At 31.0% G+C, this 17,308-nt stretch carries 19 protein-coding genes; 3 read left to right on the top strand and 16 right to left on the bottom strand.

The features are described 5' to 3' along the window. Both CHRY9293_RS17505 and CHRY9293_RS17500 read right to left on the bottom strand, forming a co-directional pair. A partial coding sequence (locus CHRY9293_RS17505; protein ID WP_162034156.1) for an IS1182 family transposase occupies positions 1–946 on the bottom strand: 946 nt, incomplete at its 3' end. 113 nt (positions 947–1,059) lie between these two features. Then, on the bottom strand, positions 1,060–2,196 hold the full coding sequence (locus CHRY9293_RS17500) for an Atu1372/SO_1960 family protein (RefSeq protein ID WP_162034155.1): 1,137 nt from the start codon (positions 2,194–2,196) through the stop codon (positions 1,060–1,062). 70 nt (positions 2,197–2,266) lie between these two features. Between CHRY9293_RS17500 and CHRY9293_RS17495 the strand changes: the two genes are divergently transcribed. Then, complete coding sequence (locus tag CHRY9293_RS17495) at positions 2,267–3,070, top strand: helix-turn-helix domain-containing protein (protein WP_162034154.1); 804 nt, start codon at positions 2,267–2,269, stop codon at positions 3,068–3,070. Here CHRY9293_RS17495 and CHRY9293_RS17490 read toward each other — a convergent pair. The 10 genes from CHRY9293_RS17490 to CHRY9293_RS17445 form a co-directional block, all read right to left on the bottom strand. Further along, complete coding sequence (locus CHRY9293_RS17490) at positions 3,067–4,101, bottom strand: sulfite exporter TauE/SafE family protein (protein WP_162034153.1); 1,035 nt, start codon at positions 4,099–4,101, stop codon at positions 3,067–3,069. The two genes, CHRY9293_RS17495 and CHRY9293_RS17490, sit on opposite strands and share 4 nt — an antisense overlap. 10 nt (positions 4,102–4,111) lie before the next feature. Then, positions 4,112–4,906: a phosphatase PAP2 family protein gene (locus CHRY9293_RS17485; RefSeq protein ID WP_162034152.1), complete on the bottom strand. Its 795-nt coding sequence runs from the start codon at positions 4,904–4,906 to the stop codon at positions 4,112–4,114. Between the two features lie 85 nt (positions 4,907–4,991). After that, positions 4,992–6,977: an LTA synthase family protein gene (locus CHRY9293_RS17480; protein ID WP_162034151.1), complete on the bottom strand. Its 1,986-nt coding sequence runs from the start codon at positions 6,975–6,977 to the stop codon at positions 4,992–4,994. A gap of 54 nt (positions 6,978–7,031) precedes the next feature. Continuing rightward, the gene (locus CHRY9293_RS17475) at positions 7,032–8,318 is read right to left on the bottom strand and encodes a sensor histidine kinase (protein ID WP_162034150.1); all 1,287 of its coding nucleotides are present in this window, start codon (positions 8,316–8,318) and stop codon (positions 7,032–7,034) included. A 29-nt stretch (positions 8,319–8,347) separates the two neighbouring features. Next, positions 8,348–9,025, bottom strand: coding sequence for a response regulator transcription factor (locus CHRY9293_RS17470; protein WP_162034149.1), 678 nt, complete (start codon positions 9,023–9,025; stop codon positions 8,348–8,350). A 304-nt stretch (positions 9,026–9,329) separates the two neighbouring features. After that, complete coding sequence (locus tag CHRY9293_RS17465; RefSeq protein ID WP_162034148.1) at positions 9,330–9,857, bottom strand: DUF892 family protein; 528 nt, start codon at positions 9,855–9,857, stop codon at positions 9,330–9,332. A gap of 314 nt (positions 9,858–10,171) precedes the next feature. Next, on the bottom strand, positions 10,172–10,765 hold the full coding sequence (locus CHRY9293_RS17460; RefSeq protein WP_162034147.1) for a Crp/Fnr family transcriptional regulator: 594 nt from the start codon (positions 10,763–10,765) through the stop codon (positions 10,172–10,174). Positions 10,766–11,079: 314 nt separating this feature from the next. After that, positions 11,080–11,289, bottom strand: coding sequence for a hypothetical protein (locus CHRY9293_RS17455; protein WP_162034146.1), 210 nt, complete (start codon positions 11,287–11,289; stop codon positions 11,080–11,082). A 414-nt stretch (positions 11,290–11,703) separates the two neighbouring features. Then, positions 11,704–11,913, bottom strand: coding sequence for a hypothetical protein (locus tag CHRY9293_RS17450; protein WP_162034145.1), 210 nt, complete (start codon positions 11,911–11,913; stop codon positions 11,704–11,706). Positions 11,914–12,007: 94 nt separating this feature from the next. Then, positions 12,008–12,886 carry a DMT family transporter gene (locus tag CHRY9293_RS17445; protein WP_162034144.1) on the bottom strand — a complete coding sequence of 293 codons (879 nt, stop codon included), beginning with the start codon at positions 12,884–12,886 and terminating at the stop codon, positions 12,008–12,010. A 98-nt stretch (positions 12,887–12,984) separates the two neighbouring features. Between CHRY9293_RS17445 and CHRY9293_RS17440 the strand changes: the two genes are divergently transcribed. Continuing rightward, a complete protein-coding gene (locus tag CHRY9293_RS17440) occupies positions 12,985–14,397 on the top strand; it encodes an aminotransferase-like domain-containing protein (RefSeq protein ID WP_162034143.1) in 1,413 nt (470 codons plus the stop codon). A gap of 1 nt (position 14,398) precedes the next feature. Here CHRY9293_RS17440 and CHRY9293_RS17435 read toward each other — a convergent pair whose 3' ends face one another. Genes CHRY9293_RS17435 through CHRY9293_RS17420 form a run of 4 tightly spaced genes read right to left on the bottom strand, consistent with a single transcriptional unit; the run spans position 14,399 to position 16,361 of the window. Then, positions 14,399–14,995 carry a Crp/Fnr family transcriptional regulator gene (locus tag CHRY9293_RS17435; RefSeq protein WP_122636473.1) on the bottom strand — a complete coding sequence of 199 codons (597 nt, stop codon included), beginning with the start codon at positions 14,993–14,995 and terminating at the stop codon, positions 14,399–14,401. Continuing rightward, positions 14,996–15,373: a bacillithiol system redox-active protein YtxJ gene (gene ytxJ, locus CHRY9293_RS17430; RefSeq protein WP_122547254.1), complete on the bottom strand. Its 378-nt coding sequence runs from the start codon at positions 15,371–15,373 to the stop codon at positions 14,996–14,998. It abuts the gene before it with no gap. Continuing rightward, the gene (locus tag CHRY9293_RS17425) at positions 15,370–15,831 is read right to left on the bottom strand and encodes a DUF1569 domain-containing protein (protein ID WP_228455586.1); all 462 of its coding nucleotides are present in this window, start codon (positions 15,829–15,831) and stop codon (positions 15,370–15,372) included. Before CHRY9293_RS17425 ends, ytxJ begins: the two co-directional genes overlap by 4 nt. Beyond that, complete coding sequence (locus CHRY9293_RS17420) at positions 15,825–16,361, bottom strand: YfiT family bacillithiol transferase (RefSeq protein WP_162034142.1); 537 nt, start codon at positions 16,359–16,361, stop codon at positions 15,825–15,827. The genes CHRY9293_RS17425 and CHRY9293_RS17420 overlap by 7 nt, the downstream gene beginning before the upstream one ends. A gap of 110 nt (positions 16,362–16,471) precedes the next feature. Here CHRY9293_RS17420 and pncA point away from each other — a divergent pair, with 110 nt between their 5' ends. Further along, positions 16,472–17,077 carry a bifunctional nicotinamidase/pyrazinamidase gene (gene pncA / locus CHRY9293_RS17415; protein WP_162034141.1) on the top strand — a complete coding sequence of 202 codons (606 nt, stop codon included), beginning with the start codon at positions 16,472–16,474 and terminating at the stop codon, positions 17,075–17,077. Positions 17,078–17,308: the final 231 nt, after the last annotated feature.

The following is a 17,308-nucleotide window of genomic DNA, read 5'->3' as shown; positions in this document are numbered from 1 at the left end:
TCTCAAAATTTTTAAGATGATGCTCCAGCGTATTGAAGTCATTGGTCTGTTGATGAATGGTATAATTGACGATGATTTGATTTTCCGTAGAAATTTGTGCATTGTAGGCTGGTTTGAGCTGTCCGTTCTGCATGTGATCATCTTTCATCCGCATGAAAGTGGCGTCTTCATCGGTCTTGCTGTAGGAATTTCTATCCTTTAAAATAGTTTCCTGAGCTTCGTATTTACCGAGGTTTTTTTCAAAATTGTTTTTAATGTAGTTCAGCTTGGCTTTGGCTTTCCTGTCGGAATCGGTCTTACTTTCGCTGCCTTTAAGCTTAGCATTAATGTTTTCTACCGTCTGGCGGATTTTTTCTTTGCTGATCTCTCTGAACTCCGGTGGTTCCGGATCTTTGTCTTCTTCTCTTGCCACGCTTTGTGCGTATTTCCAGAGTTCCTCCAGCTGACCAAGCATTTTTTCTTTGTTGGTTTTGATGGCATTTGCCCATACAAAACTGTAGCGGTTGGCCTGTGCTTCTATCTTGGTTCCATCCACAAAAACCTGTCTCAAGCTTACCAACCCTTCTTCTGTCAAAAGTAAAACTACCTGCGAGAAGATATCCTTGAAGGCGGCTTCAAGTTTATTGTTTCGAAAACGGTTTATGGTATTGTGATCCACGATGCTCATATTGGAAAGCCACATGAAGTTGATGTTGTCCCGCATAGCTTTTTCTATTTTACGCGACGAATAAATATTGTTCATGTAAGCAAAAACCATTACTTTGAGCATCATCACCGGATGATAGCTGGGATTTCCCTCTCTACTGTAGACTTTTAGCAGCGGGGCGATGTTTACCTTATCCAAAATATCATTCACAATTCGAACGGGATGATTTTCAGGAATCAAATCCTCAAAACTGTAGGGAAACAAAACCAGCTGATTTTGGTTATAATGCTTGAAATTCATAAGCAACTATCTGATTATCAAATATAAATATACGAAATCCTATTGAGGTATCCAAAAAAATATCCGCCTCAGTTGTGAGACGGATACTTTCTTTATAAACACGAGACTATATACTATTCGACTTCAAAAATAGCTTGTATTTCTACAGATGAGTTCACAGGAATAGACGAGGCTCCATAGGTCGCTCTTGCATGCTTGCCTTTTTCTCCAAATACCTCTACAACTAAGTCTGAAGCAACATTCATTAAATCAGCATGTTTTGTATAATCATCCTTGGTATTAAAGATTCCTGTAAGTTGAACACATTGTTTTACTTTACTCAAATCTCCATTAACCGCTTCTTTTAAAACTGACAATACATTCAGCATGGTAACTTTAGTAGCTTCTTTCACTTGTTGTTCATCTACCCCAACGCCTAATTTACCACCATTAAGTATTTTACCCTCTTTTAAAGCCACTTGATTAATAAAAATGAGATTTCCTGTACGAACAAATGGCTGATAATTTCCTGCTGGCTTAGGAACTTGAGGTAAAATGATATTTTTTTCTTTCAAAATTTCATCAAAATTTTTTGTTTTTTCCTCCATTACAACATCTTTTTTACGGGTGGAATCTTTTAAAGCAAATGATATTTTTGCAAAATTTTGTCCTTGAAGATAAGCTAATTGACGTTCATCTGGAGTAGGTCTTTCTACATCTTTTAAAGAGTTCAATGAGGTAACTCCCAATACGGTATTTCCCTGAGGTATAGATTTGTTAATCCCTTCATAACCACGAATACCATTAGACACCAACACCATACCATGTACGGCTAAACTATTCCAAAATGATTGTATTGCTAATTCTTTCCCTGCTCCACTTCCTGCGGACATAAAGACAGTAGCCGGAATCCCTTCCAAAGAATGGTGAGTCCATAAATTCACCGTTTTAGATAAAAATTCACTCATTCCTGTACTTATATTTCCAAAATATACTGGAGAGCCAAAAGCAATTCCATCATAATTAGGAAGCTCATCTACAGTTGCAATAGGTATATTTTTTAGTTTTTGATGGGTAGATTCTTTTACCTGCTTAATAACTGCAGTAGCATTATCTTTACTTTCAATACCTTTTGCAATTTCCTTTGCTAATTCGTAAGTCCCTCCATTATCGGAATAGATCAAAACCAATACTTTAGCTTTATTTTGTGCCATGATGTTGTTAATGTTAAAAATTAAAATTAAAACAAATAGAGAACATAGTTTTTTCATCCTATAATATTATATAAATTTATAATACAAAGATAATATTGACGTTTTTATTATACTTGCCAAAAATACTATGCAAAACGACAAAAAAAAATGTGGCTTAATTGAACAAACCAATAGCCAGTTTATAGATACCATCAAAAAAGAAGCCTATGTCTGGTGTGAAAAGAACTGGAAACATGACGATCATGAACATATGCATAATCGTTCACAACTCACTTTTGTGGAAGAAGGTTACCAATATTTTTATATTGAACAAAAGATTTATCTTGTTCCCCAAAATCATGTCATTTGGATACCTTCAGGCAAATCACATAGAGTTACTTCAGAATCGAAAGCTGTCAATTTAATGGTTTTTCTTTTCAATTCGGTTTTTAAAGAAAACTTTTATCAGCATGTACAGGTTTTCGCTGTTCCTTCTGTTTTAAGAGAAATGTTGCTATATGCATCCAAATGGAATAAGTCCATAATTAAAGATGAAGAACAAGATATATTTTTTAAAGCTATCCTAAAGAGCCTCCCTAATTTTTGTAAGGAAAATAATACTCTAGAAGTTCCCATACCCTTGGATACCCGTTTGATTCCTGTTTGTAATTATATTAATGACAATTTCAGATATCATTTAGATATAGATTCATTAGCTGAAAAATCCCAAATGTCCGTAAGAAATCTGCAACGAGTTTTTAGAAAGGAAACCGGAATTACGTTACAAAAATACCATCAACTTATCAGAATTTTAAAAAGTATAGAACTCATAGATACGAAACAATATACTTTAAGTGAAATAGCTTATAAAATTGGTTATCAAAGTCTTTCTGCTTTTACTTCATCTTATTTTTCAATTATGAAAACAAAACCTAAAATTCATAAAAGTTAAATTTCATATTTTGTAAGCTGTCCGTTTTTATAACAATAAAATTCATATTGTGTTTTTTTTCTAAAAGCAAAAACTTTTTCAAGATGTATATGATCATATTGATTTTCAAGTTCATGATATTTTTCTTGTAAATAGACGGGGAGCTCGTCCGGCTTAATGGATCTTTCTACCTCAAAACCATCTCCAAAAGTAAATTCCAATATAACTTCCGTATCTCTCCAAGAAATGATGGATTCTCTTTTATGATGCGTTGACGTGGTTGAAAAATGCATTTTATCTTCATAAATGATTTTGTTTGAAGTGCTCATCAGTAATATAATTCCTGATAAAACCATTGCCCCATACCCTATTTTTTTGAAAAGAAATTCACTTAAATACGGCAGAATATATTGCACTGAATACGATGAAATAATTGTTGCTAATGCAATTGCTAAACCTAGCCACAAAGCCATATTCGAATACAATCCTATCGATATATATATAATTAATTTGATAAGGTGCAAAAAGACTTCATTAGCAGCTCTAGTCGCTATAATTTCTTCTTTTTTTAATCCAAATCTTAAATAAAAACGATTAAATAACAATCCAATAGCTCCCGTAATTCCTGAAATAAATCCTGCTAAAAATCCAATGATAATTAATACATATTTGGGATATTTACGTTGATTATTCTCTTTATTTCCTTTAGATGTAAGTAAATCCGGTGTATTTGCAATGAGAAAAAGAGCAACAACTAATTGTAAATAATTAGGATTTATGTAGGTAATAAACCAAGCGCCCAATAATACCGCAGGTATAGAAAAAGGAACAAACCAAAAGAAAATTTCCCATTTTATATGCTTTTTAAAAGCTGAAATTCTTGTCACTGAACTCGTGAATGTTCCCACTGTTAAAGAGAATGGAACTACAGAGCTAGGAATAAGTAAATTTAAAATTGGGATTAATATTAAACTTGCTCCGCCTCCACAAATTGCGCTCACCCAAAAAGCGACTATAGCAGTAAAGAAAAGTATTATAATATTAAATATCATGAGAAATATTTTAAAAATTTTTCACTAGACCTATCCCTATATTTCCTTTCTGATAGTAAGGCATTACCATCGTTTGAGACCTTTCTTTTTTACCTCCTAGAATAGTATTGATTTTAGGATATAACCAATAGGCAAGTTCTGTGGATAGAATTCCAAAACCGGCCCCACCAATAACATCCCCAACCCAATGTTTGTTATTCAGCATTCGGTAAATAGCCGTAAAAATTGCGAAAGAGTACCCTGAAATTCCTAATATAAAATAGGTATCCTTATATTCTCTAAACATAAATTGCGCAGAAGCAAAAGCTGTGGCAGTATGCCCTGAAGGAAAGGATAAATTATTAGAAAAATCAGGCCTTTCTTCTCTTATGATATGTTTCAAAGGAATTGTAATTGCCGAAGTAATCAATAAGGATGTACCATATATAATACTCCGATCTTTAAAATTATGTTTCCCTTTTATTCCTAAAGCGTTTAAACCATATACTGCTGCTGCAGGCACAAATTGGGTATAATTGTCCAATCGTATAGGGTCAGGTCTATGCTCATTGATTTCATATCGAGTGCTTTCATTCAATTGTTTCAATCCTGTAATACTTAAGCTTGCCACCCCATAAGAAATTAGTGTTGCAGGGACGATTAGTTTTTTATAACTAAATTGATGTGTATTATCCTGTGAGAATTTCTTGATAATAACCGAACTATCACTCGTACTATTTCCATGTAAAACCGATACACTATCTTGTGCATCCACTTTATGAAAATGTATTAAGATAAAAAATAAACTTAGCAGTAACCCTTTCATAGATATGTGTCTTTTAATATTAATTATTGACACAAATCTAAGGGGCAATTTAGAATAAATTTAGAACAACAACCTGATAATCAATTTATTTCACTTTCATTTTTCTATTTTTAAACCTTTCACTCGCCGTTTGATACGATGAAATAGTTTCAGCAATAAGATCATTGTTCTTAAAGTTGACTTCAGATAAAGATTTATCTTTTCCGGACACAGTAAATTGCTTTACTCTTTTTCTATCGTCAATTTGTGTAAATAAGTTATTTTTTAGAAGTCCCAATGTCCTGTAATTTCCTATAAAAGCTCTCTCATCCGCCGGGTTCATTTGGTTAATATCCTTTCCATATAAACTGGTACTATAATTCCAACCTAAATAACCAAATACAGTAGGCATAAGATCTATTTGAGAAGCCAAACGACTAATATTTTCAGGCTTACTATCTTTTAGATTATAAATAATAGCAGGAATATGATGTTTTGCAATATTAATTTCCCATTTTCCGGCACTGCTTGCACAGTGATCAGCTACAATTACAAATACCGTATTTTTATACCATGATTTTGTTTTCGCTGTAGATATAAATTTTCCTAAAGCATAATCTGTATATTTTACGGCTGAATTTCTTTCTCCTTGCGGAAGATCTATTTTTCCATTAGGAAAAGTATAGGGTTTATGATTAGACGTAGTCATGATAAACTGAAAGAAAGGTTGTTGCTTTTCATAACTTTTATCAGCATACTTTATAGACTGCTTATAAATATCTTCATCACAAATTCCCCAAGCATTTTCAAAACTTACCTCTTTATCTTGTATAGCAAACCTTTCTGTTTTAATGTTATCAGATAAAGGATTACCTCTGTCACGATCTACAATATCAAACCCTTGTCCTCCAAAAAAATTATTCATATTATCAAAATATCCATCTCCTCCATAAATAAAATAAGGATGATATTTCTTTGATTTTAAAATAGTTGCTATAGAAAATAAATTTTCATTATCTGGTCGTCTTACGATACTATTTCCAGGAGTTGGGGGAATACATAACGTTAATGCCTCCATCCCTCTTACTGTTCTTGTTCCAGTAGCGTATAAATTCGTAAAGAAAATACTTTCATTTGCTAGCTTATCATAATTTGGAGTTAGTCCATCTGTATTGCCAAATGCAGTTAAAAAATCGGCACTGAAACTTTCAATAGCTACTAAAATGATATTAGGTCTTTCTTCATTATTCCCTTCTGTGGATCTTGAAATATCATCCCATTTTGTTGTATTATACTTTTGGTTTTTCTGCAAAAGCGTTTGTTTAGTAATGGTATACGCCTCTTTTATCGGAAGTTTAGGATAAAATATTTCATAATCAAGCTCGTTGGATCGGTAAGCTGAGAAAAAAGAATAAGCTCCATTTTTTCCAATTTCATTGATTACAAGGTTATTACTAAAATCAGCTTGTTTATTTTTCATGAAACTGCTTAAAGCGAGTGTAATTATTAAAATAGGTATTGCCAAATAAGCTCTGAATTTAAAAGAATTTTTACCTGAAAAAGAATTCTTAAAAGCATGAAGTTTTTTTAGTAAAAAGAAAGTTAATACAACCAACCCTATCAAAACGGAAATGATTAGCGGTAATGGGTAAGACTGATTAATATTTTCTACCACTTCATATGTGTAAATAAGATAATCTACAGCAATAAAGTTAAATCGTACTCCAAATTCATCCCAAAATGGAATCTCAGCCAATAAACTAAAATAGACAATAATAAGGATGAGTATTAAATAGAAATAAGTAAATGTTTTATCCAAAATGGATCCTATCCATTTCTTCGGGAGCAATAAAAGGTAGACGTTATATAAGGATAAAAATAATAATCCTGTCGTAATATCAAATATAAAACCTGTAAAAAAGGCTCTTAAGATGTAAATTAAAGAAAATTCAATATCCTTAATGGACCAAAATAGAAAAGTAACCCGTATTAAGAAAGATAAACAAAGATATAAGCATAAAATACTAAAGAATGCAGAAAATCTACTTTTAAAAATTTTTTGAAATAATCCAAGATCTTTCGTTGAAATCATACGACGCTATTTTTCCAACAAAAAACGAACTCAATTTTGAAGAAATTTTGAATTTCATAAATTCACTATAAATATATGGTTATTATTTTCAAATTTATAATCAATGGTCCAATGCATATGCTTACCTATTTCTTTAACGATAGATAACCCAAGACCATTTCCTTTGCTATTTTTAGATAATTTGGAAAATCTTTTAAATAGAAGATCATTATCTAATTTTTCTGTTCCTGAATTGGCTACTTCAAAGGATTGATTTCGTAATGTAATAGAAATAAAACCATTGTAATGAGTATGACGTATCGCATTTATTAATAGATTATTAATTAGGATTTCTATCAAACTGCTATTTCCATTCACGATTATATTAGTGGTAATATCGGATGTTACCGTAATGTTTTTTTGTTTGAAATGCTCATCTAATATTTCAATACTCTGATTGAGTATTTGATCAAATTGAATTGTTTCGGAGTTATCAAACTGATTATTCTCAATTTTTGTTAACAATAAAAGATCTTTGTTGATTCTGGCGCTTCTTGTTAAGGCATGATTAATATCCTCGGCAATAAGATATTGCTTTTCCGTAAGATTTTCGTCCTGAAGAAGAATATCTATTTTATATTTAATAATGGCCAAAGGAGTTTGTAACTCATGAGAGGCATTCTCTGTAAATTCTTTTCGCCTTTTATAGACAGAAACACTATGATCGATTAATTTGTTTAGCGACTGATGTAATTCTTCAAATTCTTTGATATAAGTGGTTTCAAATGTAATGTTGCTGTGATGATTAAGGTTGAAGGTTTTAAGATCTTCTAATGTTTTTCTAAAAGGCTCCCACACTGTAACAGAAAGTCTTCTGTTCAGCAATAATAATCCTAAAACAATAATGAGAAAGAAAAATGCAGTAGTGATCGCAATGACAGCAATCGTTTCTTGTGATTCTTCAATATTGGTTTGTATGGTAAAAAGGAAAGGTCTATTATTGATATAAAGAATTTTTTTCAACCCTCTATAACGCTCTATTTCAAATTCAGTAGTAAATAACTCTGGCTTTTCTATGGTAAAATACAAATCTCTTTTAAGGGTATCGAGTGTTACTCTTTCAATATTAGTTTCCGGCTGGATGCTTTTCCATAATAGAATACTTTTATCGAGTTCTTCATCAGAAAGCTTTAAATGATTGAATTCATAAGCCGTTTTTTCTGCAATCGTCTTATTATGTTCATCGAGTTCACCTTTCCAAATGGTATCTACGACCCAGTAGTAAACAGGAATACTTATACCCAAAATAATCAGTACATAGATAATAAACGGCGTAGTAATTTTACTTAATAGTGGCTTCAATGGCAATATATAAAATGATTAGACTGTTTTTATTTAATTTCCCATTTATATCCTGTTCCATAGACTGTTTTTAAATAATGCTCACAGCCTGCATCATGAAGTTTCTTCTTCAAGTTTTTAACGTGAGCATACACAAAATCATGATTATCCAACATATCCGCAAAATCTCCTGAAAGATGCTCTGCCAAAGTGCTTTTAGAAATCACCTTATTTTTGTTTCCAATAAAGTAAATAAGAAGATCAAATTCCTTTTTTGTCAATACAATAGGATAACCATTAGCAGAAACTGTTTTAGCCAGAAGGTCAATCTGAAGATCATCTTGTTTTATAATATTTGAATTATTAAACTGTTTTCGACGAATAATAGAATAGATTCTAGCCATTAACTCTGAAAGATGAAAAGGCTTGGTAAGATAATCGTCCGCGCCCATTTGAAGACCCACTATTTTATCGTCCAAAGCATTCTTTGCAGACACAATAATGACTCCATCTTCTTTATTCTGCTTTTTAAGTTCTTCTAAAACTTTCAATCCATTCCCATCAGGGAGCATAATATCCAGTATAATACAATCATATTGAAAACTTCCTATTTTATGCATCGCTTCAGTAAATGTAAAGGCAAATTCACATAGATAGTTTTCTTCTGAAAGATATTCTGCAATACTATCAGCAAGTTCTGTTTCGTCTTCTACAATAAGAATTTTCATAATACTAACCTATTCCTTCTATTTTAAAGAAATTTTGAATGGAGACTTAAAAATATAAAAAATAGAGATTAATTGATAGAGAAGTTAAAAGATTTTTCTTTTAATACCCTATTCATAAGATTAAAAGTTAATATTAAAAAAGACGCTATAAAAAATTATAGCGTCCCTTTTCAACTTCATTTTTAAAATTATAACAATTATCCCATGAAATTATTGTTATGTTCCATTTTAATTATTTTGTGATTTGGTGTAGATGTGCATAATAATATTTTAGAATGAAAAAGATGATATTGCCTAGTTATGACTAATATTTGTATATCTTCTCCACATCTAATATTTTTTCAAGAAGATTTGCAACTCTATCTTGTCCAACAGTAAGCGCTAACTCAGTAAGCCCTTTATAGGTTATCATTTTATATTGTAATACCTTTTGTGTAGCTATAATAAAGGAAGCATCCCTTTTTACTGATCCCTTTTCTGTAGAATTCATTATTTTATTATTTTCATTTATAATGTCTTTAATAAATTCACTTTCTATTTTTTCAGGTTTTTCATCAAGAAGTTTAAAAATTCGTTTAAGGTGACTTACCTGTTTTTTTGCTTTTAACTGATGACATTCCAAAACATCTTTCAATTCCTCTGTCATGGTTGCTTTTCCCATATTTTCTAAAAAATCAATCAAATCATTTTCAGCAAAATAAATCACATTAAGAGAAGTTATAAAAAAACTGTGCAGGTAGGGATTTTTGACTTCACTTTTTCTCGTCGGAAAACTTTTCATCATATTTCCTATCTGATGTGATGCATTCTCATTTGTTGTTTTTGTTGTCATATTTTGAAATGATGGTTTTACATATTTTTAATGAATACCTACTTGTCCATTATCTAAAACCGTAAAGATCATAAATCAATATGGTCAAATTAGATTTATCTTACATCTTCATATATCCGATAAAAGGTATTTATAATTTATATTTTTTAAATTTAAGTATTTTTTTAAATGATTTCTCAATTTCCATCCCATTTAATCTCAAAAAAGTGAGTATATTCTTCAATAACTAAACATTAATTATAAATCCATTCTTATCATATCGAATATACAATATGAATAATTCACGATTTTATGACTAAAATCATATTCTGTTTTTAGTATAAAATTTTTCTGTTTTCTATTTTGATTTTACCTTCTTTTTCCATTTTTTTAATCGTTCTAATAACCGTCTCTACACGTAGTCCCACAAGATTAGCTAATTGCTGTCTTGTTAATTCTACTTGGAACTGTCCACAATTGCTATCATGAAAACTTTTTAAATAATTCAACAATCCAATAATTCTTAAAATTGGATTTTGTGATGAAATATTTTGCAGCATGAAGACTTTATGATAAAGTCTTTCAGAAAGACAAGTATTCATTTCCATGGAAAGATGAGGAGTCTTTTTCAGTAATTCTATAAAAAAGGGTTTAGATAATCTAATAATTTCAGAATTTTCTAAACATATTGCATTCATAACATAGAGTCTGTCTAAAAAAAGAAAGGACTCACCAAAGCTTTGCTTTTCACCCAATATATTTTGAATAAACTCATTTCCCTCCTCATTATAACTATTAAGCTTGATCTTACCTCTTTCTATTTGGAAATAATAAAAGGCATGATCCCCTTCTCGAAATATCAACTCTCCAGTTTTATAAGTCTTAACTTCTGCCCCAGAGGAAAGCAGGAGATCCCTATTAATATTCATATTTATATCTTAATTATTTTAAGCCCAGAGCGAAAAAATAATCGTAAGTTTTTATTTAAATGTGATTAGTATAAAATTTTCCTGCACTTATATTCACAACTTGATATTGCCCATAACCCAACAGTTCATATGATTATATGAACAAATTTTAGCATTTGTTTTTTCAAAAAGAATACTCTCTGAGAACTTCCAGAAAAAACGTATCAATATTGGATTATGAAACAAGACGTTATGAACATACATCTTGATTCATTGTTATTTCAAATACAATTTGTAATAAATCGTATTATATTTTTAACAAAGAAACTTTTATATTATAGAAATGGATATTCAAATACCTTGAATATATTACAATTCATAATGGGAAAAATATTTATCTTGGTAAATGATAATTCTTCCAGATTTTGTCTTCTCCCTTCAATAATCTTTGGAGAATCATAGACGTTTGTCCAAAAGTATTCTGAAGCATAATAGAGCCTATTAATAGCTCCTATTGACTGTGAAATTTTTGCGTTAATAACCATATAGCTGTTTTTTAATGTTGGTTTAATTACAAAATAAAGAGTTTATTAGTATTCATGAATCCAGTTGTGTCAATAAAAATCTTACCATTTCCCAAGTCTTATAAAGAGATACTAAAAAATGAATCAAGTTATGATGATCTCTTTTTAGTTTTTTCGCACAACGATTATATCTTTTCATGGTAAAATACCATAAGATAGTCATCATGAGAGGCAAAATTTACTTATAAATATTCATTACGAAAGGTATTTATATTTAATAAGAAAATTTTTCACGGAAAATCATCATCTTATAAATACAGATGATAATACTACACACATGAAAACTTATGTGTTTTCAGTGATGATTCAATAAAATTTAGAAATGTCTGATGTAGTATCTGTTCATCAAAAGCGTTGACACCTTTGTAACCAATTTCACATACTACTAAAATCAAATGGGAATTGATAGTTTATGCAATAATCGAAGCCATATTTCTGTATCAACAATGATAAATGCATATTTTCTGAGACTGTACTTTCTTGTAATGACGAATTACAGGTTATTTTTGCAAAACTCTGTAATTCATCATTATATATCAGCGGATAAAATCCTGAATTAATGATCCATACTATAATTGATTTCATAATTTTAATTTCGTGTAAACTACTTTCAAAAGTATGAAATTATACCGTTTATTTTTTATGATCAAAATCATAATTCTCCAAATGTTGAAATATTTTATTTTGCAAACTTTTTAGTTCCTACAACACAAAGAATTACACCAATAGTAACACTCACCATACTAAAACTTACAGGCTCATGAAGAACATACGCCGCTAAAGCTAACCCAAAAAATGGTTGTAAAAGTTGCAATTGCCCTACCGAAGTAATCCCTCCTTGGGCTAATCCTTTATACCAAAAAATAAAACCAATAAACATACTAAATAAAGAAATATATCCCAAACCAAACCAGCCACTAGCCGTTACAGCTCCAATATTATTAGGAAAATAAATAAAAAGTAAAGGAAGCATCAAAGGCAATGAAAGCACAAGGGCCCATGAAATTACTTGCCATCCTCCTATTTTTTTTGAGAGTTTTGCCCCTTCTGCATAGCCTAGTCCGCATACAAAAACAGCAAGTAGCATGAGTACATTTCCAATGGGAGATGATGAAACACCGGCAGAAATTGCATAACTAACCACAAAAAGGCTTCCAATTATTGAAAAAATCCAAAATATGAAATTAGGTCTTTCACCTCCCCTTACAATACCAAATACTGCTGTAGCTAATGGTAACATTCCCAAAAAAACAATAGAATGGGCCGATGTTATATATTGTAATGCCAGTGAAGAGAGCAATGGAAAACCTATTACACATCCTAATGCCACTAAAATCAAAGAAAACAGATCTTTTTTTGCCGGGTATTTTGCTTTACATGCCAGTAATACTGATAAAGCAAGTAGTCCTGCAATAGTCGCACGTGCTATTGTTACAAAAATAGGGCTCATATCCATAACCGCTAATTTTGTGGCCGGCATAGAACCACTAAATAACAAAACTCCTATGAAACCATTAATCCATCCTTTTGTTATATCACTTTTTGATTTTTTTTCCATCTTTCTTATTATTATGATTATTCAATTTTCAAAATTATAAATGATATACAAACAAACACAGTATCAGTTTTGTATATTTGCATGGATACAGTTTGAAAATGAAAAAAGAATTTATATACAGTGAAATAACCAATCAAATAGCGGATCAAATCCAAAAAGGCATTTTAAAAGCAGGAGATAAACTTCCTTCTGTCAGAAAATTATGCCAAGACTATCAGATAAGCATGAACACGGCAAAACGTGTTTATCTTGAATTAGAATCACGATCTCTCATCGACTCAAGACCCCAATCAGGGTATTATGTAAGCAAGCCTATATTAATTAATTTGCCTTTACCTGAAGTGAGTCAGCCTTCTTTAATTGCCAATAATGATGAGCCCAATGAACTTATTAGCAAAGTGTATGAAAATATGGGTAAAAAAGGATTGACTATTTTTTCAATCGGGATCCCTGCAGGTGATCTTTTACCCCAAGCTAAACTAAAAAAAGAAATCATCAACGCCACTCGGGAATTAAGAGAAGGAGGAACTGGATATGAAGAGTTACAAGGAAATATAAAACTAAGACGAATGATTGCCGTACGATCTTTACAATGGGGCGGGAATTTTACCGCAAATGACTTAGTCACAACTAATGGCGGCATTAATGCTTTATCATTCTGTTTAATGGCATTAGGTAAATTTGGAGACACAATTGCTATTGAAAGTCCTTGTTATCCTGGAATTTTACAGTTAGCCAACGGCTTAGGACTCAAAGTTCTGGAATTACCTACACATCCCACTACCGGTATTGAGATTGATACATTAAAAAAAGTAATCCATAAGATAAATATTTGTTTATTGATTCCTAATTTTAGTTCTCCTTTGGGAAGTTGTATGCCTGATGAAAATAAAAAAGAAGTGGTAAAGTTATTAGCAGAAAACAATATACCGCTAATTGAAGATGACGTATATGGAGATCTATATTTTGGACCCAATCGTCCGAAATGTTGTAAATCTTTTGATACAGAAGGAAATGTTCTCTATTGCAGTTCGATTTCAAAAACACTGGCCCCTGGTTATCGTGTAGGATGGATTGCTCCAGGAAAATATAAAGATAAAATTTTAAAACTTAAATTATTACATTCTACTTCATCTATTTCTATTGTTAATGAAGCAGTGGCTAATTTTCTCAAATTTGGAAGATATGAAAAACATCTATTTCAACTGAGAAAAGCGCTTCAAGACAATTGCCAGAATTATATAAAAACCATTGCAGAATCTTTTCCCGAAGGAACAAAAACAACTCGTCCACAGGGGGGACTTTCTCTTTGGGTTGAATTTGACAAGAAGATTCCTACAGTTGAATTATATGATCTTGCTATAAAACAAAACATTAGCATTGCCCCTGGAAGAATGTTTACACTACAAAACCAATTTGAAAATTGTATGAGATTATGTATTGGCCTTCCTTGGTCAGATGAAATTAAATTCAAATTAAAACAGATTGGTACCCTGGCTAAAACAATTTGATCTATTTATTATCAGGTACAAAATTTTTTCGTGCCAACTCTTTTCTTACTCGGCTCAAACTTTCAGGAGTAATTCCTAGATAGGAGGCTATCATCCATTGAGGAACTCGTAATAATAAATCGGGATATCTCTTAATAAATTTTAAATACCGCTCTTCTGCAGTTTCTCCTAATAAAGAGTTGATTCTATCTTGGAGACTTTTAATATGTTTTTGAACTAAAATATCGCTTTTTTCCAAACTATTAGGAAACTGCTCAACAAGCTTACTAATAAAATCCGGATGCAATAATAATACTTCAGAATCTTCAATAGTTTCAATATAATAAATAGATTTTTCATTAAAATAAAGACTACTTCGATCTGAAATTAACCAACTTTCGGGAGCAAATTGAATAATGTGCTCTTTTCCATTTTTGTCTATAGAGTACATTTTTAAAAGTCCTTTCTCAACAAAATAGATATACCTGCATACTTCACCATACTGTAAAAGAAATTGATTCTTAGGAATTTTCTTTGCATCATAGTGCAGGCTACATCTGTCCACGTTTTCAAGAGGAACATTTAAAACCTTGGCTAAGTAGTTATTTATATTTTTCATTTATAAAATTTGGTTTATTGATATATCTTCATGGGAAGCATTGTTGATTACTTTCCCATTTTCTAAGACTAATAATTGAGGACTTTCATGTCGAATTTCAAATTCCTCAGCAATTTTATTTGAAATAGATCGATGGGCTTTTAAATCCAAAAAATACATATCCGTATCGACTTCTATACTTTCAAAATCTCTTTCAAAATTTTTCAATACCATTTTACTAATGAAGCAACTTGTTGAATGTTTAAAGAGGGCAACTTTATGATGAAAAGACTGGTCAATTGCATTTTTAAGGTCATCCTCAGATTCTATTATTTTCCAAATTTTGTTTTGGGTAGAATCCCTTTCATTGTTGCTAAAAATCTTATTAAAAAAACTCATATACCAAATTGTTTAAGATGATGATTAAGATGTTTATATTCTAAAAATCCCCAATCTTCCTTCTTCATTACACCAAAAAGAACATGTTTTTCAGGTAAATTTCCATTCTTAAACACGGCCCAGTATTCATCTAATGTCATGAAAAGCTTTTCTTTAGATTCATCAAAATCACATTCAAAATTAATGATTAGTTTTTGAAAAGTGGGCATATTTCGAGGAATTCCATTATTAAAAATTTGCATTTCTATTTTAGTGATCATTCCTATTGTTTCAAAAAGAAGATTCACCGAGGGAAGATTGATTTTTTCAAGAGGAACTTGAAGGACATAGTCGCAATGTCTTAGCATCTGTGATACATTCATTTTACCCCATCTGCTAGAAGTATTTTTTGATAAACGAGAAATTCTATCCAAAATTTCTTCAAAATAGATCCGATTATGAAGGTCTTTCTTTACCAACCTCTTTCTTTCTTCAAGTTTTCAATATGACTGAAGTGATGATTACAATGCCAAACGTAAAACGCAAGATAACCTCGCAAATCATAGTCTTTATGATGTTCAGGATGATGAAAAGTCCTTGCAAACTGTTTATTTGTAAGACTTTTCAACAATACAACCCAACGTTGATGAGTTCCTTTGATTATTCTCATTGCCGGCTTTATGGATATCGTCAGACTATCTTGTAACTCTGCCCATTTTGCTTCATCATACGGTTTTATCACAGGATTATTTTCCGTTATTGCCAATTTAAAACGGATGAAGCTATTCATGTGACTATCTGCAATATGATTGATAAGTTGCCTCACCGTCCAACCTTCTTCTCTGTATTGAGTATTAAACTGATCTTCAGTAAAATTCTCAATTAAGTTTTTAAGTCTACCTGGAAAATCTTTGATTACTTTAATATAGTAATCCAATTCGATGTCACTGATGTTCTCAGGTTGTTCAAACTGTCCTATCGGAAATTTCTTTTTTTCTAAAATGTTCATTCTAAATAGATTTAAAATTATATTTTGCCGATTTGTCCGATAATTAAATGTTGGACAATTTTTTGAATGTTAGTTTTTGTAAATTTATCAAAAAATCGAGAAATCTAAATATGAAAAAAGCATTAATTATTGTAGATGTTCAGAATGATTTTTGTGAAGGAGGAGCATTAGCTGTTCCAGGGGCAAACGAGGTTATTCCATACATCAATCTTCTTATGGAGGAAAATGAATATGATCAGGTAATTCTAACTCAGGACTGGCATCCTTCAAACCATAAAAGCTTTGCTAGTAATAATAATCAAAAAGTCGGCGAGATTATTATGTTAAATGGAGTTTCTCAATTTATGTGGCCAGACCACTGCATTCAAGATTCATATGGTGCCGAATTTCATAAAGATCTCAATAGAGACAGCGTTACTCATATCATTCAGAAAGGTAAAAATGTTGAAATAGATAGCTATAGTGGTTTTCAGGATAATAATCATTTCATGAAAACAGGGTTAGATGATTTTTTAAAATATCACGAAATACAACTATTGGAAATTGTAGGTCTTGCACTAGATTATTGTGTAAAATTCACTTGCCTTGATGCGGTAGCCAATGGCTATATTACCTGTCTGCATTTTAATGGAACTCGTGCAGTAAACGTAAAACCAGATAATGGGAGAGATTCCATTTATGAAATGATTCAAAAAGGAGTCACAGTATTAGGATAATGACTTCTTTAAAGTAATGATAAAAGTTATATGGCTATATTATATACCATTATTGCATAGATAAAAAAACGGTGTTAAAAACTTAACACCGTTTCTTATATTTAGGTAGTGTCTCACTAACTGTGTAAGTTAAAAAGTTATTCTGGAAAATTTAGAGCTCTTACAGCTCAAGAAATTTTTCGGAAATAACTTTTTATTATTTTTAACCATTACATAGTTATGATTGACAAA

The organism is Chryseobacterium potabilaquae (assembly GCF_902728265.1).
In the GTDB taxonomy this organism is placed as follows: domain Bacteria; phylum Bacteroidota; class Bacteroidia; order Flavobacteriales; family Weeksellaceae; genus Chryseobacterium; species Chryseobacterium potabilaquae.
The sequence above is the reverse complement of the archived record's forward strand: the minus strand, read 5'-3'. Positions and strand labels throughout refer to the sequence as shown.